Source organism: Saccharococcus thermophilus (genome assembly GCF_011761475.1).
Classification (GTDB): Bacteria; Bacillota; Bacilli; order Bacillales; family Anoxybacillaceae; genus Saccharococcus; species Saccharococcus thermophilus.
The window spans coordinates 694,007-719,459 of record NZ_JAASRS010000001.1 but is presented as its reverse complement, the minus strand read 5'-3'; the positions used below and the strand labels follow the sequence as shown (position 1 = coordinate 719,459).

The following is a 25,453-nucleotide window of genomic DNA, read 5'->3' as shown; positions in this document are numbered from 1 at the left end:
GTTATTTCGCGGAAACGCCGAAAATTTTCGCCGCTAAGGTGCGGCCTGTCGGCGTTGCTGCTAACCCCCCTTGTGCAGTTTCTTTTAATGCCGTTGGCATCATTTCACCAATGCGGTACATTGCTTCAATCACCTCGTCGCACGGGATGCGGCTTTTAATGCCGGCAAGCGCCATATCCGCCGCCACCATCGCATTTGCCGCCCCCATCGCATTTCGTTTGACACATGGCACTTCGACCAAACCGGCGACAGGGTCACATACTAATCCTAACATATTTTTTAAGGCAATTGCCATCGCTTCTGCCGCCTGGCTTGGCGTTCCGCCGGCCAGCTCAACAAGCGCGGCCGCCGCCATGCCCGCAGCGGAGCCGACTTCCGCCTGACAACCTCCGGCGGCGCCGGAAATCGAAGCGTTATTGGCCACCACATAGCCGAACGCGCCAGCGGTAAACAAAAACTCGATCATTTCCTCGCGCGTCGGTTTTAATTTCTCTTTCACGGCAAAAAGCGTGCCCGGAACGACTCCGGCCGACCCCGCCGTCGGCGTCGCGCAAATAACGCCCATCGCCGCGTTCACTTCGTTCGTTGCCATCGCTTTGCTGACGGCGTCTAAAATCGTTTCTCCCGATAAAAAGTTTCCCTGGCTAATATATCGCTGCAATAATACTGAATTCCCGCCGGTCAGCCCCGACCGCGAAACGACGCCGGCCAATCCTTTTTCCACCGCTTGTTCCATTACTTGTAAATTTTTGTCCATTTGCGCGAAAATGTCCTCTCGGCTTCTTCCCGTCACCTCGATCTCTTGGCGAATCATTACTTCGGCAATTTTAATGTTTTGGCTTTCCGCCAATTCCACCAGTTCTGCAACATTGCGAAACATTCAATTTCCTCCCTTTTGCAAACGCTTTCGTTAGTCGACAAGCTTTGTTACTTGAATAATATGCGGCAATGTTTCGAGCTCGCTGATTACATGCTCGTCAAGCGGTTGATCAACCTCAATCGTCATCAGCGCCTCTTTGCCTTTTTCTTTCCGCGACACTTCCATATGTCCGATATTAATCGCATATTTTGCCAGCACGTTGGCTACCGCGGCGATCGTTCCGTACCGGTCATTATGCATAATCAAAAGCGCTGGGTGATGGCCAGATAATTTCAGTTCAAACCCATTGAGTTCGGTAATTTCAATTTTCCCGCCGCCGATCGAAATGCCGACAAGCTCTAGTTCTCCCTGTTCATCCCCAATCCGCACCCGTGCGGTGTTCGGGTGATTCGGAATCGCTTCTTCTTCATAAAAAATAACTTCCATTCCTTCTTCTTTCGCAATTTCAAGCGAACGCGGAATTCGTTCATCAAATGTATCGAAATCAAGGATACCGCCGACAATGGCGACATCCGTCCCATGTCCTTTATACGTTTGCGCAAACGAACCATAAAAAGAAATGTGCGCCCACTTTGGTTTTCTGCCAAATAAACCGCGCGCCACCCGCCCGATGCGCGCCGCTCCCGCCGTATGGGAGCTCGACGGTCCAATCATAATCGGTCCAATAATATCGAAAACGCTTTTATATTTCATATTTTCTCTGCTCCTTCATTGCACAATAAAATAGAAGGGAAGACTCCCTTCTATTATTCTAACATATTATTCAACAGAAAAGATAAACGGATATAGCGGCTGTTTTCCGTCGTGCACTTCCACTTCAACGTCCGGATACGCTTCCTCAATATAGGAAACGATCGCTTCCACTTCCTCTTCCGTCGCGTCTTCTCCATGGATCATCGTAACGATTTCGCTTTCTTCATCGATTAACGCATCAAGCAATTGCTTCGTTACGGAAAGCTTGTCTTTTTCTGCGACAATAATTTTATTGTCCGCCAATCCCATGTAATCGTCTTTTTCAATTTCTACTCCGTCGATGGTGGTATCACGCACGGCGAACGTTACTTGCCCTGTTTTCACGCGCGCTAAAGCAGCGGTCATCGCTTTTTCATTTTGCTCTTCGGAAAGCGACGGATTAAACGCTAGCAGCGCCGCCATGCCTTGCGGAACGGTTCTCGACGGAATGACGATTACTTTTTGGCTGACGACCGTCGCCGCTTGCTCTGCTGTCATAATAATGTTTTTATTATTTGGCAGCACAAATACGGTTTCCGCGTTTATGCTTTCAATGGCCTTTACGATCTCCTCCGTGCTCGGGTTCATCGTTTGCCCGCCTTCAATGACGGCATGGGCGCCGATGCTTTTAAACAGCTCGGCAACGCCGGATCCCATTGCGATGGTCACGATTCCGTATTTTTCCGTCTGTTTCGGCTTTTCTGCATTGGAAGCGGTCTGGCGGTCTTCGTTTATAATGTTGGCGTGCTGCTGGCGCATATTTTCAATTTTAATGTTGATTAAACTGCCATATCTCTGTCCGTATGTCAATACTTCACCAGGCTGTTCGGAATGAATGTGTACTTTGACGAGCTCATCGTCTGCTATGACGAGCAACGAATCGCCAAACCGGCTTAAATCTTGGCGAAACGCGTCTTCCGAGAATGGATGCTTTTGCAGTTTATCCGGTTCGAGCCGCACCATAAACTCCGTGCAGTAGCCAAACTCAATTTCATCGGTATGAATATGGCTTTGCGCACTTTTATGATGTTCCGCTTTCACTAATTCTTCCATGGAAACTTCCGCCGTTTTCCGTTCGGCAACGTTTTCACCTTTTAGTTCGCTTAAAAATCCTTCATACACGTAAACGAGGCCCTGGCCGCCGCTGTCAACCACGCCTACCTCTTTTAATACCGGAAGCAACTCCGGCGTGCGCCGCAAAGACGATTTCGCTTCTTTCACGACTTCTTCCATGACAACGGCAATATCTTGTTCTTTTTTCGCCACTTCGACCGCCCGTCTTGCCGCATCTTTCGCCACGGTAAGGATCGTTCCTTCGACCGGCTTCATCACTGCCTTATAAGCCGTATTGACACCAGCTTCAAGTGCCGCAGCGAATTCGACGCTGTTAATTTCCTTTTTCGTTTCCACCGCTTTGGCAAACCCGCGGAACAATTGCGATAAAATGACGCCCGAGTTTCCGCGCGCGCCCATCAACAATCCTTTTGCCAACGCGTTTGCGACTTTGCCTATATGGTCGGAAACATTATTTTTTACTTCCTTCGCACCGGAAGTCATCGATAAATTCATATTTGTACCCGTATCACCGTCTGGAACTGGAAAGACGTTCAGCGCATCGACGGCCCTTGCATTGTTCGATAAATGAGCCGCCCCTTGAAAAACCATTTCGGCAAAACGTCTTCCATCAAGTGTCCTAATTGTCACCTACTAATTCCTCCTTACTACGGATTCGTCACCCGAACCCCTTGAACGTAAATATTGATCGATTGGACAGAAAGGCCCAACGTTTGATCAAGCGTATATTTTACTTTTGTTTGTACATTATGGGCTACCTCAGAAATTTTCGTGCCATAGCTGACAATAATGTACATGTCGATATGTACTTCGCCGTTTTCCTCGCGGACGATCACACCTTTAGAAAAGTTTTCTCTCCGCAAAATTTCCGAAATCCCATCTCTAATTTGGTTTTTCGATGCCATTCCAACAATGCCGTAGCAATCGACCGCGGCGCCGCCGGCAATCATCGCAATGACGTCATTAGAGATTTCGATTCGCCCGTATTTCGTTTGCAATTCAATGGACATGCTCGTTTCCCCCTTTGCCATAGTTCGCATAGCTACAAACATTGTACTATAACGCTATCCTTTTTAAAAGTTCCCCCATCACCCACTAGTATTATTTAGCCGAAATTAAAAATATATGTCAAGGATATTTTCTTGAAAGAGAAAACGACATCTATTGCAATCTCATTGTTTGTATGATAAATTATAATAGTGTTTTTAGACGCACAATGGAAAGCAAGACGAGTAAGGAGGGAAAAAGGATGGCAAAATGCTTTGTAACGGGAAAGAAAAAATCTTTCGGCAATTCGCGTTCTCATGCGATGAATGCAAATAAACGCACATGGAAAGCCAACTTGCAAAAAGTTCGTATTTTAGTTGACGGAAAACCAAAACGTGTTTGGGTTTCTGCCCGCGCATTAAAATCGGGAAAAGTACAACGCGTGTAATAAATTTAAAACAAAAAAGCACCAAAGAATGGTGCTTTTTTCTTATCCTTTTTTAAAGGCGTTTAACATGGCACGTACAATTCCGCCAAGGAATTTTGGCAGTTTAATGGTATAAAATTTCATTCCGATTCCCTCCTCACAGCCGTCGTAACGAACTTTCCCTCACTCTTTATTAAGTATATTCTTCAGGCTACAAATCGTACCTATCAGCAACGATGAAAATCACTGCTTCTTATCATCATTAATATGCCTTCGGAAAAGGAAAAAGTACCGGAAGATTGGATAAGTTCATTACTAATACATAGTGTCGAACCGCGAAAAATATGACAATTTGTTAGCGGATATTTAAATCCTTTTAGCGTCAGTCCTTTAATATCGCGGGAAACCGGAATGTAAGAAACATAGCGATACCGCTCATCGTAAGAAATAGTGTACGTGCCAGGGAGATGGACGGTCATCACATTTTGCCGGTCAATCATTTCAATGTCTCGATTGGCATATTTGATCAGCAATTGCACATTGCCAAACAAATGATCCAGCCTGCCGCCGGTCGCTCCGAAAATCCGGATTTTATCCGCTCCTTGCTCGACCGCCCAATCAAGGGCGATTTCCATATCGGTTTTATCTTTTTCCGCCGGCCATATGTCAAGATCATTCAGCGTTTTTTGCAGTGACACCATTTCTTCCTCTGTCAACGAATCAAAGTCGCCAAACGCTTTGACGGGTCGAATGCCTGCCTCAAGCAGCGTCTTTGTCCCGCGGTCCACCCCCAGCCACCGCACCTGTTGGCCGTCATATTGGTGCAAAGAAGGAAGCTGCTCGCTTGGTCCGCCGCCGACAATGTGAATCCACATATGTCTCCTCCTCCCCCTTCTTCAACGGAAAGAAAAGCAGAAGGCGTTTACCCTTCCGCTTTATATGGTCCGCGAAGTGCGCGAATTGCCGCGGCGCGGTCGCGTTTGTTATAGATGGCCGAGCCGGCCACAAGGACATTCGCTCCCGCCTCTACGCACAGACGAGCCGTTTCCGCGTTAATGCCGCCGTCTACTTCAATTTCCACCGATAAATTCCGTTCTTTTACGAATTGCGCCACTTGGCGAATTTTCGGCAATACGGACGGAATAAACTTCTGCCCGCCGAATCCAGGATTGACAGTCATCAATAACACTACATCGACATCTTCGATGATATGTTGAATCATTTCCACCGGCGTGTGTGGATTTAACACCACTCCCGCTTTGACCCCATTCTCTTTAATAAGATGGATCGTGCGATGCAAATGCGGGCACGCTTCCACATGAACCGATAAAAAGTCAGCGCCCGCTTTGGCAAAAGCGGGGATATACCGATCAGGCTGCTCGATCATTAAATGAACGTCAAGCGGCAAGTTCGTGACCGGGCGAATGGCCTCGACAATGAGTGGACCGATCGTGATATTCGGAACAAAATGTCCGTCCATCACATCGACATGAATATAATCCGCTCCGCCCTGTTCGACATCGCGGATTTCCTCCCCTAAAAAAGCAAAATTCGCGGATAAAATGGATGGTGCAATTTTGATCATCGTTCATACCTCGGCTTTCGTTCTTTCATTTCTTCGACAAAACTCAAGTAGTTCTCGTACCGGTAAGAAGGGATTTGCCCTGATTCCACTGCCTCTCTTACGGCGCATTTCGGCTCGGCGACATGCAAACAGCCGCGGAACTTACATGCATCACTGAGCTCGCGGAACTCTGGAAAATAATGCGGCAGCTCCTCGATTTCGATATCATCTAGCTCGAGCGCGCTAAAGCCTGGCGTATCGGCGACGAGACCGCCGCCAATTTCCAACAGTTCAACATGACGGGTCGTATGTTTGCCGCGCCCTAAATGCGCAGAAATATCGTTTGTTTTTAATTGCAAATCAGGACGAAGCGCATTTAAGAGCGACGATTTGCCGACGCCAGATTGCCCGGCAAACACAGAAATTCTTCCGTCCAAATAGGAAAGCAGCCTCTCTACTCCTTCATTGGTGACGGTAGAGGTTACGATAACGTCATAGCCGATGCGCTGATAATCGCGGATATATTGTTCGATCATTGGCTTTGTTTCCTCATTCACTAAATCCATTTTATTTACGACGATAATCGGGGCAATTTGCTTTGATTCGACAAGGACGAGAAAGCGATCGAGAAGTTTAGGACTAAAATCCGGTTCCACGGCGGAAAACACTAAAATCGCCTGCTCGACATTGGCAATCGGCGGACGGACGAGCGAGTTTTTTCGTTCGTATATTTCCAAAATATATCCTTCGTTCTCGCTTGTCGCCTGAAAAACGACGTGGTCGCCGACAAGAGGGGTGATTTTCTGTTTGCGAAATACTCCTCTGCCCCGGCATTGAAACACGTTTCCTTCTGACAACACGTAATAAAATCCGCTTAGCGCTTTAATAATCTTTCCTTCTGCCATAGCCTCACTCCTTTGCGCGATCGTCTGGATACGGAATCGTTCCTTCGTCTTTAACGACATTGTTGACAATGACGCGGTAATATGCCGTCTCCTTATACGGAATTTCAAATTCCACCGTTTCCGTAACCGGCTTCGTTAAACGATACGTTTTATACGGAGTTGTCATATTATGATTGGCATCTTGAATATACAACTGTGCTTCGACAACCTGCCCATTTTCTTCCGGTTCATACGGAATGACGATATCTTTGACGACTGTTTTTGTCGGGATCGGCTCTTTGCCCCGGGAAATTACGACCGTAATCGTATCCCCTTTGTCGACTTTTTCATTCGCTGCTGGTGTCTGCGAAATAACGAGCCCTTCCGGCACCTTGTCGGAATATTCGTATTTTATCTCCACACGCAGCTGTTGTTCGTCCGCGTAATCGCGCACGCTCTTTTCCGTATATCCTGTCAAATCTTTTAACGTAATCTTTTCCGGACCTAGACTGACGGTAAAAATAACTCCCGTTTCATCAGGCACCACTTCATCCCCGGCATACGGGAATTGATCGATAATCGTACCAAGTGGTTTATCGCTATAACGTTCATTGCGCTTAATGTTGGAAAAACCTTCGTTGCGCAACTGCTCTTCGGCTGTGTTGATATCTTCGCCGATAAAGTTGCCAAACTCCACTTTCTTTTTGCCGGCGCTTTTGTAAATAATGACGCCTGAACCTTGTTTCACCGTCATGCCCGCTTCCGGTTTCGTGCGTACGACCTTTCCTTCTTCTATTTTATCATTTTCGACGTCAATCGTATCTTTAATCTCTAACCCTAGCGACGACAGCTGTTCAACCGCCTTGTCATAATCTTTATTGACGACATTCGGCATCGTCACTTCTTTCGGAAAAATCAAGCCTGGAAGCCACGTAACCGCGCTCACTCCAACCGCCACGAGAAATAAAAAGGCTGCCGTAAGCCAGACGATCCACTTCCGTTTTGCTTTCGGCTTTTCCGCTTTTGGGCCTTCTTCCTTTTTTTCTTCGTACACCATCGTTTCCTCTTCGAGTCCGGCGCTTGCCGGATGATCTTTTATAATCGGGATCGCCTTCGTTACTTCCTCATCGTCGGTGGGAATGATAAATTTCTCTTCATTCATCCGTTCTGGATCTAAAGCGGTGCGAATATCCTCATTCATTTCCCGCGCCGAACGGTAGCGGTAAAACGGGTCTTTCGCCGTCGCTTTTAAAATAATATTCTCAACGCTTTGCGGAATGCTAGGGTTCCAAGCTTTCGGCGAAGGCGTTTCCGCCTGCAAATGTTTAAGCACGATCGATACGGCGGACTCTCCGGAAAACGGAAGCCGGCCGGTGACGAGCTCAAACATGACAATGCCAAGAGAATAAATATCCGATTTTTCCGTTGCCACTCCGCCGCGCGCTTGTTCCGGGGACAAGTAATGAACCGATCCAAGCACGGAATTCGTTTGCGTAATGGTGGTGGAGCTAAAAGCAACAGCAATACCGAAATCGGTTACTTTCACATCGCCGTTTTCATCAATCAAAATGTTTTGCGGCTTAATATCGCGATGAATGACTCCATTTTCATGTGCATGGGCAATCGCAGAAGTCAATTGTTCCATAATATGAAGCGCTTTTGAAATCGGCAAAGGGGCGTGCTGCTGAATATATTGTTTTAATGTACAACCGCGCACATACTCCATGACGATATAATAAATCCCCTCATCTTCGCCGACATCATATATGGAAACGATATTTTCATGATTCAAGCTCGTTGCCGCTTGCGCTTCACGGCGAAACCGCTTAATAAACTGTTCATCGTTGGCAAAATCAAAACGCAATACTTTTACAGCGACATCCCGTTCCAATATCATATCTCTGGCCAAATAGACGTTGGCCATGCCGCCGCCGCCGATTAAGCTTATCATTTTATAGCGGTCGTTTAATCGTTTGCCGATGAGCACGCGGATCACCTACTTTCACGTTCCAATGAAAAATCGATAATCGCCAACGTAATATTATCTTCTCCTCCCCGTTCATTAGCTAAATCAATTAGCGCCTGTGCCTTATGTTCAAGCGGATCGTCCGCGGTCAAAATATGTACCATCGTTTCTTCCGATACTTTGTTCGATAGACCGTCCGAACATAACAGCAGCATATCATGCTCATCGATGCTGATCGTTTTGATATCCAGCTTCACGTCCCTTTCCGTTCCAAGCGCGCGCAACAGCACATTTTTCCGCGGATGGTGCTCCGCATCTTCCTTGGAAATTTGCCCGGTTTTTACTAATTCATTGACAAGCGAATGGTCTTCTGTCAGTTGTTGAAATCTGTTCTTGTTGAAAAGATAGCAGCGGCTGTCGCCAATATGGCCGACGGTAACAAATTGATCGGTGCAGATCGCGCTGACAATCGTCGTTCCCATCCCTTGGCATTCTTCATTCTGCAAGGAATGTTCAAACAAAATGCGATTGACCTCCGACACATGATCTTTCAGCCATTGTTCGGCGGCCGCGGGCGATGAAATATGTTCGGACTGTTCCCATTGTTGCTTTAAATACGAAATCGTCATTTCACTCGCCACGTCTCCGGCGCGATGTCCCCCCATTCCATCGGCGACAACCGCTAAATAATGACCATCTTTATTTTGAAAAACACCGCCGCTATCTTCATTGTGAGCACGAATTTTACCGATATCGGTTTGAAAAACGGCTCTCATTCTTTCACCTCGTCTCTTCTTTTCGCTCCTTCGCGCGAAGCTGCCCACATGCTGCGTCGATATCATGTCCTTGTTCGCGGCGAATGGTCACATTAATTCCATGTTTTTTTAGCGCCCGTTCAAAGGCAAAAATTTGATCGCGCGGTGTGCGCACATAATTTCGTTCCGGCACGTAATTGACCGGAATTAAGTTAACATGGCATTTTAATCCTTTAATCAGCTCCGCAAGCTGCTCGGCATGCTCGATCTGATCGTTGACTCCGCCGAACAGCCCGTATTCAAACGTGACGCGGCGCCCCGTCTTTTCAATATAATAACGAACCGCCTCCATCAGCTTTGGCAGCGGATACGCCTTATTGATCGGCATGAGCTTCGTGCGCAGCTCCGTCGTCGGGGCATGCAATGAAATGGCAAAATTCACTTGCATTCCTTCATCGGCAAATTGATAAATTTTCGGGATAATCCCGCTTGTCGACACGGTAATATGGCGAGCGCCAATATTTAACCCCTTTGCATGGTTAACGATTTTCAAAAACTTGATCAGTTCATCGTAGTTGTCAAACGGCTCGCCGATCCCCATCACGACGATGCTGCTTACTCGCTCGCCGTACTCATCGAGCGCTTTTTGCACTTGGACGACTTGCGCGACAATCTCCCCCGCTTCTAAATGGCGTTTCAATCCGCCGAGCGTAGAAGCGCAAAACGTGCAGCCGATGCGGCAGCCGACTTGTGTCGTCACGCAAATCGAATTTCCGTAATGATGGCGCATAAGCACGGTTTCAATCGAAAATCCGTCATGCAGTTCGAACAAAAATTTGATCGTGCCGTCTTTCGACGTCTGTTTGACAATGGTTTTTAACGTGGTGATGGCAAAATGTTCGCTTAATTGTTCGCGCAGCGCTTTTGGCAAGTTTGTCATTTCCGAAAAATCGGTTACCCGTTTTTGGTAGAGCCATTCATATATTTGCGTCGCGCGAAACGGTTTTTCGCCGCGCTCAACAAGCCAATTTTTCAGCTCCTCTAACGTCAGCGAATAAATCGATGGCAAATGCGCTTTGATTTCGTTTTGTTTGCGTGCGGTCGTCTTTGTTGTTTCCAATGAAGCTACACCTTCTTTCGTAATGATGCGATAAAAAATCCGTCCGAGCCAAAATAGTGAGGAAGGAGATGCAGCTGCCCGTTGCGGACGTATGGCTGCACTTTTTCCGGCAACCGCTCCTGCATCGTTTCATCTGGCGCAAATTCCGGATGGTCGTTTAAAAACTGGGAGATCACTCTTTCATTTTCTTCAGGGTCAATCGTGCAAGTGCTGTATACAAGCGTTCCGCCTCTTTTTAAGAGCGGTGCCGCCGCCCGCAAGATTTCTTGTTGCAGCCGGGCGAGGGAAGGAATATCTTCTTCCGTTTTGGTGTATTTAATATCCGGCTTGCGGCGAATGACGCCAAATCCGGAACACGGCGCATCTACTAAAATTTTATCAAACGATTCTTTTTCAAACCGCTCGCCTAAACGCCGGCTGTCAAGCACATAGGTGGAAATGTTCGTCAACTGCAGGCGCTTTGCCTGCTCTTCGATCAACTTGACCTTATGGTCGTGAATGTCTGCCGATACGACTTGCCCGGTATTGCGCATTAATTCGGCGATATGGGTGGACTTTCCGCCCGGTGCCGCGCAGCTGTCAAGCACGCGTTCCTCTTCTTTCGGACCTAGCGCTCTTGCCACCAGCATCGAGCTTTCATCTTGAATCGTGATCAATCCTTCGCGAAATGCCACGGTGTGGGCGAGATTCCCTCTCCCGGCGCAAATCGCCTCCGCGGCGACTTCACCGCGCGCGACTTCCATTCCTTCCTGGCGGAGCCGCTCCATCGCGTCCTCTACCGTGATTCGCGCCGTATTCACTCTTGCTGTTTGCTTTGGCGGAAGCAAGTTTGTTTCACACATCCGTTTTGTTTCGGCAAAACCGTATTGCCCGACCCAGCGCTTGACAAGCCAGTACGGATGGCTTGTCGCAACAGCCAACCGCTTGACTTCATCTTTAATGTTCTCAAGCGGCGGCACACCTTGACGCTGGATCGAGCGCATCACTCCGTTCACAAGCGAAGCCGTTCCTTTATGCCCGCGTTTTTTCGCGATTTCCACCGCTTCAAAAATCGCGGCGCGGTCGGGAACGCGGTCTAAATATAATACTTGATAAAGGGTCAAGCGAAGCAGGATGCGGACCCACCGCTCCAGCTTGCGCGCTTTTGCCAAAAAAGGGGTTAAATAATAATCGAGCGTGTCGCGCCGCTGCATTGTCCCATATACAATTTCCGTCAGCAGCCCGACATCTCTTGCAGACAGATGATTTTCCTCAATGGCTTTATTTAGTTGCAAGTTGCTGTACGCTTCTTTTTCCTCAATCGCCAACAGCGTTTCTAACGCAATTTCACGCACGTTTTTCGTTTTCATGTTCCTCTCCTAGCTTCATTCCGATAGTAAGATGAGCGCCGGCGCCGCGCAAAAACTGCGCCGCTTCCATCCGCTTTTTGCCGGCCGGCTGCAGCTCCATAATTTTGATTGCTGTTTCATTGCCGGTCGCCACAACGATTCCGTCATCGACAATATCGACGATCGTCCCTGGTTCCGCTTTTTTCGGTGCAGGAATTTTTTCCCCCCACCAAATTTTCCATACCTTTCCCTCTTGCGTCGTATAAGCGACCGGCCATGGGTTTAAGCCGCGGATATGGTTATAAATCTCTTCTCCCGATTTTGTCCAATCAATTTTTTCTTGTTCGCGTTTAATATTATACGCAAACGTCGCTTTTTCCTCGTCCTGTTTGACCGGAGTCAGCTTCCCGGCAAGCAGCTGCGGAATGGTCTCTGATAACAGTTTTGCCCCGGCGATGCTTAATTTATCATGCAAGGTGCCGACCGTATCGGTTTCCGTGATCGGCACTTCTACTTGGGTTAAAATATCGCCGGCATCGAGTTTTTCTACCATATACATAATGGTGACGCCTGTTTTTGTTTTTCCCTGCAAAATCGCATAATGAATCGGCGCGCCGCCGCGCAACTCCGGAAGCAAGGAGGCATGGACATTAATGCAGCCATATTTCGGCGCCTCAAGCAACGCTTTCGGCAAAATTTGTCCGAACGCCGCCGTTACAATTAAATCCGGTTTTAGCGCCAGAACTTGTTCGTATTGCTCTTTTTCACGGATTTTTGTCGGCTGCAATACCGGAATTCCATGTTTTTCTGCTTCCACTTTCACCGGCGGCGGCGTCAGCTCCTGCTTTCTTCCTTTCGGTTTGTCGGGCTGGGTGACGACGCCAACGACATCGTATCCATCTTTCATCAGTTGTCTTAATATCGGAACGGCAAAGTCCGGGGTTCCCATAAATACGATTCTTGTCATCCTTCTCATCTACCCTTCTATTTCCTCGGGATCATAATAACGGATTACTTTCGAGGTAAATAATATTCCGTGTAAATGATCGATCTCGTGCTGAAGCGCACGCGCCAAAAATCCTGTCGCTTCAAGTGTAAACGGCCGGCCGCGGCGGTTTTGGGCGCGGACTTTGACATAATCGGCCCGCTTCACTTCCCCAAACAGCCCCGGAAAGCTTAAGCAGCCTTCCGGGCCGGTTTGTTCGCCGCGCGCTTCGAGAATAACCGGATTGATCAGTTCAATGCGGCCGTGTTCATCGCCGACATCGACGACGGCAATTTGTTTAGCAATGCCGACTTGCGGGGCGGCTAAGCCGACCCCGTCGGCATCTACCATCGTATCATACATATCGTTTAACAGTTTGATCAGCTTGCGATCAAAATTCGTTACTCGTTCACATTCCTTTTCTAAAATTTCTGCTGGGTATGTCACAATTGGTAAGACGGCCAATGAAATTCCTCCATTTACATCATCATATATGGATTCGTATCGATCGTGATCGATAAATCACCTTGGGAAACATCATGCTGATAGCGGTCAATAATCGTTTTTAGCACGCTTGTCATGTTTGCCTCCCGCTTGTATTTTATCATGCATTGATAGCGATATCTATCATGAAGGCGGGCAATCGGCGAGGCGACAGGACCAAGAATAATCGCTTCCTTCGACAGCTGCGCCCGCAAATATGCGGCAATTTTTTCCGTGACCGCCACCGCTTTCGTAATTTCCTGGTGAGATACGGTGATCAATGTCAAATAGTAAAACGGCGGATAGCCGTACATTTTGCGGAGCACCATTTCCCGCTGATAAAAAGCGGCGTAATCGTGTTTGGCGGCAAGGGCAATGCTGTAATGCTCCGGCGTATACGATTGAATCACGACCTCGCCTGGAAGCTCATGGCGCCCGGCGCGTCCGCTTACTTGCGTAAGAAGCTGGAACGTTTTTTCCGAAGCGCGGAAATCGGGAAGATGAAGCATCGTATCCGCCGCTAGTACGCCGACAAGCGTCACGTTTGGAAAGTCAAGCCCTTTGGCGATCATTTGCGTGCCAAGCAAAATATCGGCCTTTCCTTCCCCGAATTTCGAAAGCATCTGCTCATGGGCGCCTTTTCGGCTTGTCGTATCGACATCCATGCGAATGACGCGCGCCTCGGGAAGCAATTTCGCCAATTCTTCTTCCACTTTTTGCGTCCCCGTTCCGAAAAAGCGAATATGCTCGCTGCCGCACGACGGACAACGGTGCATCGTCGGTTCTTCATGCCCGCAATAATGGCATTTCAGCCGCTGCCCGGCACGATGGTATGTCAGCGAAATGTCGCAATGCGGACAGCGAATGACATAACCGCAGTCACGGCACATGACAAACGTCGAATAGCCGCGCCGGTTTAAAAACAAAACGGACTGCTCCCCTCTAGCAAGGCGTTCTTTCAACTTTTCGAACAACATCCGTGAAAACATGGAGCGATTGCCGCTCCGCAATTCTTCACGCATGTCCACAATATGGACATCCGGCATTCCGTTGTCGCTAATCCGTTTCGGCAGTGTCAATAGTTCGTATACCCCTTTTTTCGCGCGCGCAAACGTTTCAAGTGAAGGGGTGGCGCTGCCGAGCACAACGGGGCAGCCGTGGAAGCGGGCGCGGTAAATCGCGACATCGCGGGCATGATAGCGCGGATTTTCTTCCTGTTTGTAGCTTGCTTCGTGTTCTTCATCGATAATAATCATCCCTAAGTTTTCAAACGGCGCAAAAATCGCAGAACGGGCGCCGACGACAAGCTGTACTTCTTTGCGATGAATCTTCCGCCACTCATCATATTTTTCGCCGACAGACAGTCCGCTGTGAAGCACGGCCACTCGCGAGCCGAAACGGCCTTTAAAACGCTCGACCATTTGTGGCGTCAGCGAAATTTCCGGAACAAGGACAATCGCTTCTTTTCCTTGGCGCAATACTTCTTCCATCGCCTGCATATATACTTCGGTTTTTCCGCTTCCCGTCACGCCATAGAGCAAAAATACGCTATGCTCGTTGGCTCGCACGCGTTTGACAATGGCTGAAAGCGCCTTTTCCTGCTCCGCGGTGAGCGGCAGCGGCTTCGTTTTCGCAAATGTGCGATGTTCATACGGGTCGCGGTACACTTCGGTTTCCTTTTCCACAACGAACCCCTTTTCGACTAGCGATTTCACCGAAGCATACGAAGCGGATGTCTGTTCGATCAGTTCTTGCAACGGCACCGCCTCGTTCTTAGAAAGAAGAAACGTTAACACTTGCTTTTGTTTCGCCGCTCGCGCTGGCATCGCCTCCATGGCTTGTCGTATTTCTTCCGGCGGCATGGCTAATTGAATATACTTGATTATTTTTTTCCCCGCTTTTTCTTTGACCTGATAGACGACTTCCAAATACCCTTGTTGAATCGCTTTTTGTACCGTCCGCCATAATTTAGCCTGCTCGACATCTTTCCACGCAACGGCGGAACGGCCGGCAAACAGCGCCTGTATTTCTTCCGGCAAAAGCGGCCGGTATTCTTCACGAATGAGATGGATTTCCTTCTCATATTTTGCCTTCATCGCCGCCGGCAGCATCGCCTGATAAGCGGAAATGGCAAAGCAAAGCGTCGTTTCCGTCAAATATTTTCCGAGCTCAAGCAGTTCTTCGTTTAATACCGGCGTCACATCCAAAACGGCCTCGATTGGTTTCAGCCTCTCTACTTCCGAGTGTGATTTAATTTCCACCACAAACCCTTGCAAACGCCGCGGGCCAAACGGGACAGTGACGCGCATACCTGGCTTGAGAATATCTTCCCATTGTTCCGGAATCATATAATCAAACGGACGATCGGTTTGCCTAGAAGGAACATCGACAATGACAGATGCTATTTTCATCGAATCGCCTCGATATATTGATGGATTTCTTTTAAAATCTCTTCCGCCACTTGTTTTTTGGACATCAGCGGCAAGGAACGGACAGAGCCGTCTCGTTTAAAAATGGTGACAATATTGGTGTCGCCGGCAAATCCCGCACCCTCTTGGGCGACATTGTTGGCCACGACCATATCGAGCCGTTTGCTTTCTAGCTTTTGCCGGGCATACTCCTCGAGATGATCGGTTTCCGCGGCAAATCCGACTAAAATTTGCGACGTTTTTCGTTCACCGAGCGTTTTTAAAATATCGATCGTTCTTTCCATTTCAATCACATAGTCACCCGGCTGTTTTTTTATTTTTTTCTCAAACGCGTGCTTCGGGCGATAGTCAGCCACCGCCGCCGATTTAATGACGATATCCACCCGAGGAAAGCGTTCCATCACCGCTTCATACATCTCCTGCGCTGATTCGACGCGAACGGTTTTGACATTCGCCGGCGCCTCCAATTCCGTCGGGCCAGAAATAAGCGTTACTTCCGCGCCAAACCGCGCTGCCGCCTCGGCAATCGCATATCCCATTTTTCCCGTCGAACGATTGGAAAAAAAGCGGACAGGGTCGAGCTTTTCCCGCGTCGGTCCAGCCGTCACTAGCACCTTTTTTCCTTTTAAAAATGGATTGGCGCTAGAAAAAAAGCTTTCGATATTGGCAATAATTTTCTCTGGTTCTTCCAGTCTTCCTTTTCCAACATATCCGCAAGCTAAATATCCTTCCGACGGCTCGATAAAACGGTAGCCGAAGCGGTGCAGCGTTTCGATATTCGCTTGCACCGCCGGATGTTCGTACATATGAACATTCATGGCCGGCGCGATCCATACCGGCGCTTTTGTCGCCAAAATCGTTGTCGTAATCATATTATCGGCGATGCCGTTTGCCAATTTTCCAATTGTATTGGCTGTAGCAGGTGCAACAAGAACCAGATCGGCCCAGTCGGCCAAATCAATATGAGCAATCACCGCTGGATTTTTCTCTGCAAACGTATCGACGTAAACTTCGTTGCGTGATAGCGCCTGAAACGTCAGCGGAGTGATAAACTGACAAGCGCCTTCGCTCATCACCACTTTCACATTAGCGCCGCGCTGGGTTAATTGGCTCGTCAACGCGGCCGCTTTGTAAGCGGCAATCCCCCCGGTCACACATAATAAAATGTTTTTTCCATGCACCATGTTTCAAACACCTCGATTATGCTTTGTAAAAAAATAACAACCTAACAGTTAGGTTGTTATTTTTCTTCTTCTACTAATTCGATATGATCGGCCGCAATTTCCTCCAATGCTTGCCCGACAAATTTTTTCGATACCGGATTTTTAATCGTTAATTCGGCATTGTCTTGAAGCTGGCGAGCCCGTTTTGCAACAACGGTCACCAGTTTATATTTCGAATCCACTTTTTGCATCAATAAGTCGATGGAAGGATATAACATCTTTCATTCCACCTCCAACATTTTTTTGTAGCGTTTGGCCACGCGCTCCCGCCGGCAATGCTCGGCGATCACGATCGCTTTAATTCGCTCGCAAGCGAGCTCGACTTTATCGTTTTCCACGACATAGTCATACGCATCCATCATTTCTAGCTCTTCTTTTGCCGCTTTTAGTCGGTTTTGAATGAGCTCTTCCGACTCGGTCCCACGCGAAATAATTCGCTTTTCCAATTCGCTTAAGCTCGGCGGAGCGAGAAAAATAAATAAACCTTCCGGAAATACTTTGCGCACTTTCATCGCGCCCTGCACTTCAATTTCCAAAAAGACATCTTTTCCTTCCGCGAGCGTCTTTTCTACATAGTCAATCGGCGTTCCGTAATAATTGCCGACGTACTCCGCCCATTCAAGCAGCTTGTTTTCGCGAATCATTTGCTCAAATTCTTCGCGCGTTTTAAAGAAATAGTCGACACCGTCGACTTCCCCTTCGCGCGGTTTCCGCGTCGTGACGGAGACAGAATAGTGCAAATTAATGTCCGGCTGGGAAAACAGCGCTTTTCGCACCGTTCCTTTGCCAACACCAGATGGTCCTGATAAGACGATCAACAATCCTCTTTCACTCATAAATGTATAAAACCCTACCCTTCCTCCGATAAATCGTCGCTTCCATATAAACGGTTGGCTACCGTTTCCGGCTGCACCGAAGATAATATAACATGATCGCTGTCCATAATAATGACAGCGCGCGTTCTCCTTCCATGAGTGGCATCCACTAGCTTTCCGCTTTCCCTTGCATCTTGAATAATCCGTTTAATCGGTGCCGAATCGGGGCTGACGATCGTAATTATCCGAGCGGCGGATACCATATTTCCATATCCGATATTAATAAATTTAATCCCCACGAAACGTCCACCTGCCATAAACATTATTGTTGCCGCAATGAAACCGTTCTAAACAGCTACTCGATATTTTGCACTTGTTCTTTTATTTTTTCGAGCGCGCTTTTCATCTCTACAACTTGCGCGGCGATGCGGCTGTCATTCGCCTTTGCGCCGATCGTATTGACTTCGCGGTTTAACTCTTGTACTAAAAAGTCAAGCTTCCGACCGATTGACTCGTCTGTTTGCAACGTTGCGGCAACTTGCTGAAGGTGGCTGCGAATCCGCTTCAGCTCCTCATTAATATCCGCTTTTTCCGCAAAAATCGCCACCTCGGTTAAAATACGTGACTCATCGGCAGGAAGTGGAACAAGCTCATGGATCCGTTTCAGCAACCGCTCGCGATAATGTTCAATCACATCCGGCGCCCATTTTTCAATCGTCTGCACCCCTTTTTCAATCTGAGTCAGCTGCGTCTTGATATCAGCAAGGAGTGCCTCACCTTCTTGCTTACGCATGAGCGCAAGTTGTTCCGCGGCTTCTTTCACTGCGGCAAGCAAAAGTTGTTCCATTTCCTCATTGGCGCTTTCTTCTTCCATAATTTCCGTCACGCCTTCGAGCTGAAACAGGTGAGCAAGCGTTACACGGTCGTGCAGGGCAAACTCTTCATTCGCCCTTTGCAAGCTATGATAATAATCCTTCATTAATTCCCAATCAATATGTAATTTACGTTTGACTAAGCCTTCGCCTTCGATATTGACAAAAACTTCTACTTTTCCTCGTTTGACGTACGGCAAAATGGCTTTTTTTATTTTATCCTCAAAAGCCATCCATTGTCTAGGGATGCGGATGGAAATTTCACAAAAGCGATGATTTACCGACTTCATTTCCACTGTAATGGTAAGCTGTTCATTTTTTTTCGTGCTGCGTCCAAAACCTGTCATGCTATAAACCATGTCATCACATCCATTTATGTGAAATGCCAAAAAGAAAAGGTCATAGAGTCACCCTCTATCACCTTGGATATTATATCATATCTCCTTATTATTTTCTCGTCAAAAACGAACCGGAAAATAAAAATGTCGGAAGCGCGGCCAAACCAATAATCAACAGCCAATCTAATAAAGTGATCGGCATCGTATGGAAAATTCCTTGCAGCGGCGGATAGTAAATAACAACGAGCAACAATAATATGGAAACCATGACTGCGCCGACAAGATAGATATTTTCGAACGGGTTGCGGTCAAAAATGGAGCGCTCGCAGCGGCAGTCAAACACATGAATGAGCTGCGCCATCACTAATGTCGCAAACGCCACCGTTTGCGCATAAACAAGGTCGTTTCCGCTTCGTCCGTACGCCGTCATAAATGCCGCCAGCGTCACCGCCCCGATGACAAGGCCGCGGCTGATAATCTTCCAGCCAAGCCCGCGGGCAAACACGCCTTCTTTCGGGTGACGCGGCGGACGTTTCATCACATTTTCCTCCGCGCGGTCAAGCCCGAGCGCCATCGCCGGCAAACCATCGGTGACAAGGTTTACCCATAAAATTTGGATCGGCACAAGCGGAAGCGGGAGGGCCAACAGCATCGCAAACAACATCACCAAAATTTCTCCGACGTTGGACGCAAGCAAATAGCGAATAAATTTGCGAATGTTTTCGTAAATGTTTCTGCCTTCATGAATCGCGGCTTGTATCGTCGCAAAGTTGTCATCTAGCAGCACAAGCGAAGCCGCTTCTTTCGCCACATCCGTTCCGGAACGTCCCATCGCCACGCCGATATCAGCCGCTTTAATCGCTGGCGCGTCGTTTACACCATCGCCTGTCATGGCGACAATATGTCCTCTGCGTTGAAGTGCTTTCACAATTTTTAATTTATGCTCCGGCGAAACGCGGGCAAACACGTAAATATCATCGACGACTTCCTCAAGTTCATCCACCGAGAGGCGCGACAATGTTGGTCCGTCCATCACTTTTCCATTCGGCGGCAACACCCCGAGCTGCTTGGCGATCGCTTTCGCCGTCAATACGTGATCACCGGTAATCATCACCGTTTTAATGCCCGCTTCTTTGCATTGCTGCACCGCTCTTTTTACTTCCGGCCGCGGCGGATCAATCATTCCTTGAATGCCGAGAAACACAAGATTTTTTTCCGCTTCCTTTTCCGATGCAATGCGTTCATGCGCGCGCAGCGGGCGATAAGCGATCGCAATCGTGCGCAGCGCCTGGCTCGCCATCGTTTGAATCACGTCTTGAATCGTTTTTTTCCAAGCTGTCGTCATCATTTGTTCGCGGCCGTTCCAATATAGTTGGGTAGAAATATGCAGTAATACATCCGGCGCCCCCTTGGTAATGATAAATCGGCGTCCGCTTTGATCCCTCACGATGACCGTCATCATTTTCCGTTCCGAATCAAATGGAAATTCTTGTTCGATCGTAAATGTATGATGCAGCCGTTCCCTCGCCAATCCAGCTTTCATCGCAGCGACAAGCAAAGCGCCTTCGGTCGGATCGCCATCGATGTAGCGCCGTCCCCCTTTTTCTTTCAGATGGGAGCCGTTGCAAAGCATTCCAAACATGAGCAGCTGTTGCAAGACCGCCTCTTTTTTGATGTCGATTGCGCGCCCGTTTTCATAAAATTGCCCTGATGTCTCCAACCCGGCTCCGCTTATCGTCCACGTTTTGCCATTTGCCCATACATGCGTGACGGTCATCATATTTTCCGTCATTGTTCCCGTCTTATCCGAGCAAATCACCGAGGCGCATCCTAACGTTTCCACCGCTGGCAGCTTGCGGACGATCGCGTTTTTCTTAATCATCCGTTGCACGCCAAGCGCAAGCGCAATCGTGACAATCGCCGGCAGCCCTTCCGGAATCGCTGCGACCGCTAGCGAAACACCGGCTAAAAACATTTCATACAAACTGTGTCCTTGAATGACGCCGATCGCGACGACAAGAACGGTAAGCAAGAGCGCAACGACAATTAAAATTTTCCCGAGCTGTTCCAACCTCCGCTGCAGCGGCGTCATGACGGTATCGGCTTCTTGGAGAAGGTTGGCGATTTGCCCCATCGCCGTTTTCATTCCTGTCGCAATCACAATGCCAACTCCGTTTCCTCTTGTCACCAGCGTTCCCATAAACGCCATATTATGTAAATCACCGATCGCCGCGTGATCATGGAGAAGCGGAGCCGCAGATTTTGCCGTCGGCACCGATTCCCCCGTTAGCGCTGATTCTTCAATTTCCAATCCTTTCGCCTCGATTAAGCGGACGTCGGCACCGATTCTGTCTCCGCTTGAAAACTTTATAATATCGCCGACTACCAGTTCCTGCGACGGAATTTTCACCCATTCACCATCGCGCAATACCGTTGCTTGCGGCGCTGATAACTGCTTCAGCGCTTCTAGCGATTTTTCGGCGCGCCGCTCTTGGAAAAAGCCTAAAATCCCATTCATCAGAACGATGACGATAATTGCAACCGCGTCCACATACTCGCCAAGCAGCCCGGAAATGACCGTCGCCGCAAGAAGCACGAGCACCATAAAATCTTTAAACTGATTCAAAAACAATAAAAGTGCCGACTGTTTCTTTGCTTCTTTTAATTCGTTATATCCGAACCGCTTCAGACGTTTTTTCGCTTCTTCCGCCGTTAAACCCGTCGTGAGATTGGTGTTTGTTTCTTTCGCCACTTCATTCGTCGCGAGCGTATGCCACTGCATGTTCATTTCTCCTCCCTCTTTTCCTTTCTATGAAAGCTTATTCAGACATGTCCGAAAAAATGATATGATATGTTATTGATGAAGTAACAAAACAAACAGAAAGGTGTTTTTTATGTCATTCGATGGAGTGTTTACCTATGCGGTCGTAAAAGAATTACAGCAAACGCTTGCGGGAGGGCGCATCACGAAAATCCACCAGCCAGCTGTCCATGAATTGGTTCTGCAAATCCGCTCGCACGGGCGAAATTATAAATTGTTGCTTTCCGCGCATCCGAGCTATGCGCGCGTTCATTTGACGAACGAAACGTATGACAATCCAGCCGAACCGCCGACATTTTGCATGCGGCTGCGCAAACATTTGGAAGGAAGCATTATTGAAGCGATCCGCCAAGTTGATTTTGACCGGATTATCATCTTGGAAACAAAAGGACGGAACGAAATTGGCGATATTCATACAAAACAATTAATAATTGAAATCATGGGGCGGCACAGCAACATCATCTTAGTTGACAAAGAAACGAACACGATTATCGACAGCATTAAACATCTCTCTCCTGCCGTTAACCGCTATCGTACCGTGCTTCCCGGCCATGAATATATCGCGCCGCCGTCGCACGGAAAAATCAACCCGCTCGAAGCGGCCGAAGAAACGATCGTGAAAAAAATCGATTTTCATGCCGGCAAACTAGCAGACCAGCTCGTCGCCACATTTTCCGGCATCTCGCCGCTGTTTGCGAAAGAAGTGGTATTTCGCGCGGGACTTGCAAACCGGGCGACACTGCCCAAAAGCTTTATCACGTTGATGGATGAAGTGCGCGCGCAACGCTTTTCGCCAACGATGTACACAAATGGCGAAAAAGAATGGTTTTACGTGCTCCCGCTCACCCATCTGCAAGCGGAAGCGAAACCGTTTGCCACGCCAAGTGAACTATTGGACCGTTTCTACTTCGGCAAAGCCGAACGCGATCGTGTGAAACAGCAGGCACATGACCTTGAGCGGTTGATCGCCAATGAAAAAGCGAAAAACGAAAAGAAATTGCAGAAGCTAAAACAAACGCTAGAAGAGGCAAAACAGGCGGATACGTATCGCCTGTACGGAGAGCTGTTGACCGCCAACCTATATGCGGTGAAGCGGGGAATGAAAGAAATCGAAGTGATCAACTATTACGACGAAAGCGGCGCGACGGTGACGATTCCGCTCGATCCGCAAAAATCGCCGTCGGAAAACGCACAAAGTTATTTTCAAAAATACCAAAAAGCGAAAAACTCGCTGCAAATCGTCCAAGAACAAATCGAGCGGACAAAAGAAGAAATCGCTTATTTCGATACGCTTCTCCAGCAGCTTGAAACGGCCGCGCCGAAAGATATCGAGGAAATTCGCGAGGAGTTAATCGAGCAAGGATATTTGCGGGCTCGCGCCACCAAACAAACGAAAAAGCAGAAACAGCGGAAGATCGAGCTGGACCGCTATGTCGCGAGCGACGGCACGGAAATTCTGGTCGGGAAAAACAACAAGCAAAACGATTATTTAACGACAAAACTGGCGCATAAGGACGAGATTTGGCTGCACACGAAAGACATTCCCGGCTCGCATGTCGTCATTCGCAGCAAAAATCCTTCCGAGCAAACGATTGCTGAGGCCGCCAACCTCGCCGCCTACTTCAGCAAAGCGCGCCAATCGGGCTCCGTTCCTGTCGACTACACGCGCATCCGCTATGTGAAAAAACCAAGCGGCGCCAAACCAGGCTTTGTGATTTACGAAAATCAGCAAACGATTTACGTCACGCCGGATGAGGATTTGGTGATTAAAATGAAAAAAAATACCTGACATGTTCAGGTGTTTTTCCCTTCTTCTCTAGATCCTTTGTTCTATCAAACGCTTTTTAACAGTGACAAAAGGATAAGAAACAGACTATATTTGATTGTGAACAAGAAATAAAGAGAGGGAATGCTGCTTAATGCATTTCCTCTCTTACATTTTTTATTTTTGCGCAATGTTTACCTCAAACTGAAATGGCTTAATTTCAATATCATAGTTGTCAGAACTTCCCTCAAAATAAAATTTGACAGCTTTTTTATTCACATTGATAGTCGGGAAAGGTATAATTGCTTCAACGGTCGTATTAGGCAAAATATCAGATGGGATTTCAGGATAAACAGACGCTATAATTTTATGATTTTATACCCGTGGTGCTAGTTGAGTTTTAACACTCAACTAGCCCAAGAACAACAAGGGAGTAAGCCAGTAAAATACCATCCAGCGCCGTTTCAAATCCAGAAACCGAGTTCGCTCGAATCTCGGTGATCCGATACGAATCGACTAAAATCGAAAACACGGTTTCCACCACTTTACGTTTTCGCTTCATCCACTGTTTCCATGCGTCCGATTGGCGAATTCGCTGATTTTTTCGAACGGGCGTCCAAAAAGCGACCCGGTGCTCTTCGTACAGCTTCTTTTGCAGCTTTTGGCTGATATACCCTTTGTCACCGAGGTTATACGGATGTGGAATTTGCGTCATGACGGTTTCAGCGGCCACCCGGTCGTGACAAGACGCTTCGGTGACAACATATCCCATCGGAAGCCCTTGGTCGGTGACCTGCAGGTGAAGTTTCAACCCATAGAAAGTGATCCTTTTGGAAGCACAATAGCCAATATCGGCAATTCCACGGAATCGTTTGACGCGATGCATTCGAGCTGAATGACACAGCTCGATCGGCAAGCTGTCCACGACCGCATACGCATGGTGTTGCCCGCGCTTGGCCAACTGGTGTCGAATCCACTTGATCGCAAAGCTAAGCGCTCGGCAGCGACGGTTGTACCGAGAACGCTCAGGGAACAAGGCCTTGGGAAACAAATTCCCAATCACAAACCGGTGCCAAGCCCGTTCGGAAGTGAAGCCCAACAACTTTCCAAGGACATGGATGGTGATGATGACTTCGTCTTTCTGTTTCAACAAATGACGATTTCGACGTTGAAGATGAATCTGGATACTCGATAGTTGAGCCGATACAAAAAGCAAAATCGATGCATATTGTTTTTGAAGTTTGACACGATCTGTTGTAAAATGAAAGTGCTCTTGCATGGGAACTTCTCCTTTTGATGTTTGGTTGCACTTTCATTTTAAGGAGATCCTCATGCAAGGGCTATTTTTATGCTTGTCTGATTTTATCTAGCACCACGGGTATGATTTTATATATTTGGCTATTGTTTGCAAAACCGTTTCCAAATCTTTTTCGCAAAGGGTTCCGACTTTATATAAAAGATCTCTTTTATTTATAGACCTTAATTTTGTACAGCGAACGATTGCAGGATTTACTAGTCCTGCTTCTTCCCAATACTCAACTACAACATCAAACTCACTTTGCACTGACGAACTTGTCACTTTTTCAGTCGCAACATTTAATTCAACAATAGTAGCACTATCACTGCCGATAATTACTCCAAGTTTCCTTTTTGAATCTCTTTTGTCATGATATATCCAGATTTCTCCTTTCATTAATCTCCACCCTCTTCCAAGTCTTCACGTTCCTTCTTTACTATGAATCGTTCTTTCGAATAATACAAGTGCAATTGGCAGAAAAATTGAAGTTTTAGCTCCTGTAGAAAATTACCGAAATACTTCTTCCAAGTTTAATCCAGCCCTGGAAAACAAACGGATTGAACAACGCCTGTCCCTGCTTTGATATCGGCTTGCTCATATAATCCTTCCTCATTTAACGCATAAACCGTAATCACGTCCTTCATCGGATTCACAGTCCAATATGCTTTCACACCGTACGACTGCTACCAGAAAAATGAAACAATATCA

At 47.7% G+C, this 25,453-nt stretch carries 25 protein-coding genes and 1 pseudogene; 2 read left to right on the top strand and 24 right to left on the bottom strand.

Annotation, left to right across the window (positions count from 1 at the left end; all coding sequences use genetic code 11):
* Window position 1 precedes the first annotated feature (1 nt).
* The 4 genes from sdaAA to BDD39_RS03830 form a co-directional block, all read right to left on the bottom strand.
* Window positions 2-880 carry an L-serine ammonia-lyase, iron-sulfur-dependent, subunit alpha gene (sdaAA, locus tag BDD39_RS03845; protein WP_166908283.1) on the bottom strand — a complete coding sequence of 293 codons (879 nt, stop codon included), beginning with the start codon at window positions 878-880 and terminating at the stop codon, window positions 2-4.
* A 30-nt stretch (window positions 881-910) separates the two neighbouring features.
* Window positions 911-1,573 (bottom strand): L-serine ammonia-lyase, iron-sulfur-dependent subunit beta, encoded by a 663-nt coding sequence (gene sdaAB / locus BDD39_RS03840; RefSeq protein ID WP_166908281.1) that lies wholly within the window; start codon window positions 1,571-1,573, stop codon window positions 911-913.
* A gap of 66 nt (window positions 1,574-1,639) precedes the next feature.
* The gene (locus BDD39_RS03835) at window positions 1,640-3,316 is read right to left on the bottom strand and encodes a DAK2 domain-containing protein (protein ID WP_166908279.1); all 1,677 of its coding nucleotides are present in this window, start codon (window positions 3,314-3,316) and stop codon (window positions 1,640-1,642) included.
* A 17-nt stretch (window positions 3,317-3,333) separates the two neighbouring features.
* Window positions 3,334-3,696 (bottom strand): Asp23/Gls24 family envelope stress response protein, encoded by a 363-nt coding sequence (locus BDD39_RS03830; RefSeq protein WP_017437126.1) that lies wholly within the window; start codon window positions 3,694-3,696, stop codon window positions 3,334-3,336.
* Window positions 3,697-3,935: 239 nt separating this feature from the next.
* Between BDD39_RS03830 and rpmB the strand changes: the two genes are divergently transcribed.
* Window positions 3,936-4,121 (top strand): 50S ribosomal protein L28, encoded by a 186-nt coding sequence (gene rpmB, locus BDD39_RS03825; protein WP_043904077.1) that lies wholly within the window; start codon window positions 3,936-3,938, stop codon window positions 4,119-4,121.
* Between the two features lie 42 nt (window positions 4,122-4,163).
* On the opposite strand, the gene spoVM is transcribed toward rpmB, so the two are convergent.
* The 17 genes from spoVM to BDD39_RS03740 all read right to left on the bottom strand — a co-directional run bounded on the left by spoVM (window position 4,164) and on the right by BDD39_RS03740 (window position 21,644).
* On the bottom strand, window positions 4,164-4,244 hold the full coding sequence (spoVM, locus tag BDD39_RS03820) for a stage V sporulation protein SpoVM (RefSeq protein ID WP_017437127.1): 81 nt from the start codon (window positions 4,242-4,244) through the stop codon (window positions 4,164-4,166).
* Window positions 4,245-4,327: 83 nt separating this feature from the next.
* Entirely contained in the window at window positions 4,328-4,975 is a 648-nt protein-coding gene (locus tag BDD39_RS03815) for a thiamine diphosphokinase (protein ID WP_166908276.1), read from the bottom strand.
* Between the two features lie 47 nt (window positions 4,976-5,022).
* Window positions 5,023-5,685: a ribulose-phosphate 3-epimerase gene (rpe, locus tag BDD39_RS03810; protein WP_166908274.1), complete on the bottom strand. Its 663-nt coding sequence runs from the start codon at window positions 5,683-5,685 to the stop codon at window positions 5,023-5,025.
* Window positions 5,682-6,569, bottom strand: coding sequence for a ribosome small subunit-dependent GTPase A (gene rsgA, locus BDD39_RS03805; protein ID WP_166908271.1), 888 nt, complete (start codon window positions 6,567-6,569; stop codon window positions 5,682-5,684). The genes rpe and rsgA overlap by 4 nt, the downstream gene beginning before the upstream one ends.
* A gap of 4 nt (window positions 6,570-6,573) precedes the next feature.
* A complete protein-coding gene (pknB, locus tag BDD39_RS03800; RefSeq protein ID WP_166908269.1) occupies window positions 6,574-8,535 on the bottom strand; it encodes a Stk1 family PASTA domain-containing Ser/Thr kinase in 1,962 nt (653 codons plus the stop codon).
* 5 nt (window positions 8,536-8,540) lie between these two features.
* On the bottom strand, window positions 8,541-9,290 hold the full coding sequence (locus tag BDD39_RS03795; protein WP_166908267.1) for a Stp1/IreP family PP2C-type Ser/Thr phosphatase: 750 nt from the start codon (window positions 9,288-9,290) through the stop codon (window positions 8,541-8,543).
* 4 nt (window positions 9,291-9,294) lie between these two features.
* Complete coding sequence (rlmN, locus tag BDD39_RS03790) at window positions 9,295-10,389, bottom strand: dual-specificity RNA methyltransferase RlmN (protein WP_166908265.1); 1,095 nt, start codon at window positions 10,387-10,389, stop codon at window positions 9,295-9,297.
* 5 nt (window positions 10,390-10,394) lie between these two features.
* Window positions 10,395-11,738 carry a 16S rRNA (cytosine(967)-C(5))-methyltransferase RsmB gene (gene rsmB / locus BDD39_RS03785; protein WP_166908263.1) on the bottom strand — a complete coding sequence of 448 codons (1,344 nt, stop codon included), beginning with the start codon at window positions 11,736-11,738 and terminating at the stop codon, window positions 10,395-10,397.
* On the bottom strand, window positions 11,716-12,684 hold the full coding sequence (gene fmt, locus BDD39_RS03780) for a methionyl-tRNA formyltransferase (protein WP_166908261.1): 969 nt from the start codon (window positions 12,682-12,684) through the stop codon (window positions 11,716-11,718). The genes rsmB and fmt overlap by 23 nt, the downstream gene beginning before the upstream one ends.
* A 9-nt stretch (window positions 12,685-12,693) precedes the next feature.
* A complete protein-coding gene (gene def / locus BDD39_RS03775) occupies window positions 12,694-13,167 on the bottom strand; it encodes a peptide deformylase (RefSeq protein WP_166908259.1) in 474 nt (157 codons plus the stop codon).
* A gap of 14 nt (window positions 13,168-13,181) precedes the next feature.
* Entirely contained in the window at window positions 13,182-15,596 is a 2,415-nt protein-coding gene (gene priA / locus BDD39_RS03770) for a primosomal protein N' (protein ID WP_166908257.1), read from the bottom strand.
* Entirely contained in the window at window positions 15,593-16,798 is a 1,206-nt protein-coding gene (gene coaBC / locus BDD39_RS03765) for a bifunctional phosphopantothenoylcysteine decarboxylase/phosphopantothenate--cysteine ligase CoaBC (RefSeq protein ID WP_166908255.1), read from the bottom strand. Before coaBC ends, priA begins: the two co-directional genes overlap by 4 nt.
* Before the next feature lie 56 nt (window positions 16,799-16,854).
* Window positions 16,855-17,055 (bottom strand): DNA-directed RNA polymerase subunit omega, encoded by a 201-nt coding sequence (rpoZ, locus tag BDD39_RS03760; protein ID WP_017437139.1) that lies wholly within the window; start codon window positions 17,053-17,055, stop codon window positions 16,855-16,857.
* 3 nt (window positions 17,056-17,058) lie between these two features.
* Window positions 17,059-17,673, bottom strand: coding sequence for a guanylate kinase (gene gmk, locus BDD39_RS03755; RefSeq protein ID WP_166908253.1), 615 nt, complete (start codon window positions 17,671-17,673; stop codon window positions 17,059-17,061).
* Window positions 17,674-17,687: 14 nt separating this feature from the next.
* Window positions 17,688-17,951 (bottom strand): extracellular matrix/biofilm regulator RemA, encoded by a 264-nt coding sequence (gene remA, locus BDD39_RS03750; RefSeq protein ID WP_015863391.1) that lies wholly within the window; start codon window positions 17,949-17,951, stop codon window positions 17,688-17,690.
* A 56-nt stretch (window positions 17,952-18,007) separates the two neighbouring features.
* Complete coding sequence (locus BDD39_RS03745) at window positions 18,008-18,883, bottom strand: YicC/YloC family endoribonuclease (protein ID WP_166908251.1); 876 nt, start codon at window positions 18,881-18,883, stop codon at window positions 18,008-18,010.
* 88 nt (window positions 18,884-18,971) lie between these two features.
* Window positions 18,972-21,644, bottom strand: a complete 2,673-nt coding sequence (locus tag BDD39_RS03740; RefSeq protein WP_166908248.1) for a cation-translocating P-type ATPase — start codon at window positions 21,642-21,644, stop codon at window positions 18,972-18,974.
* 112 nt (window positions 21,645-21,756) lie between these two features.
* Here BDD39_RS03740 and BDD39_RS03735 point away from each other — a divergent pair, with 112 nt between their 5' ends.
* On the top strand, window positions 21,757-23,472 hold the full coding sequence (locus tag BDD39_RS03735) for an Rqc2 family fibronectin-binding protein (RefSeq protein WP_166908246.1): 1,716 nt from the start codon (window positions 21,757-21,759) through the stop codon (window positions 23,470-23,472).
* 376 nt (window positions 23,473-23,848) lie between these two features.
* Here BDD39_RS03735 and BDD39_RS03730 read toward each other — a convergent pair whose 3' ends face one another.
* The 3 genes and pseudogenes from BDD39_RS03730 to BDD39_RS03720 form a co-directional block, all read right to left on the bottom strand.
* Window positions 23,849-24,727, bottom strand: coding sequence for an IS982 family transposase (locus BDD39_RS03730; RefSeq protein ID WP_166907142.1), 879 nt, complete (start codon window positions 24,725-24,727; stop codon window positions 23,849-23,851).
* An 87-nt stretch (window positions 24,728-24,814) separates the two neighbouring features.
* Window positions 24,815-25,141, bottom strand: a complete 327-nt coding sequence (locus BDD39_RS03725) for a type II toxin-antitoxin system PemK/MazF family toxin (RefSeq protein WP_166908244.1) — start codon at window positions 25,139-25,141, stop codon at window positions 24,815-24,817.
* A 111-nt stretch (window positions 25,142-25,252) separates the two neighbouring features.
* A pseudogene (locus tag BDD39_RS03720) lies at window positions 25,253-25,425 on the bottom strand (Uma2 family endonuclease); the annotation flags it as partial.
* Between the last annotated feature and the right edge of the window lie 28 nt (window positions 25,426-25,453).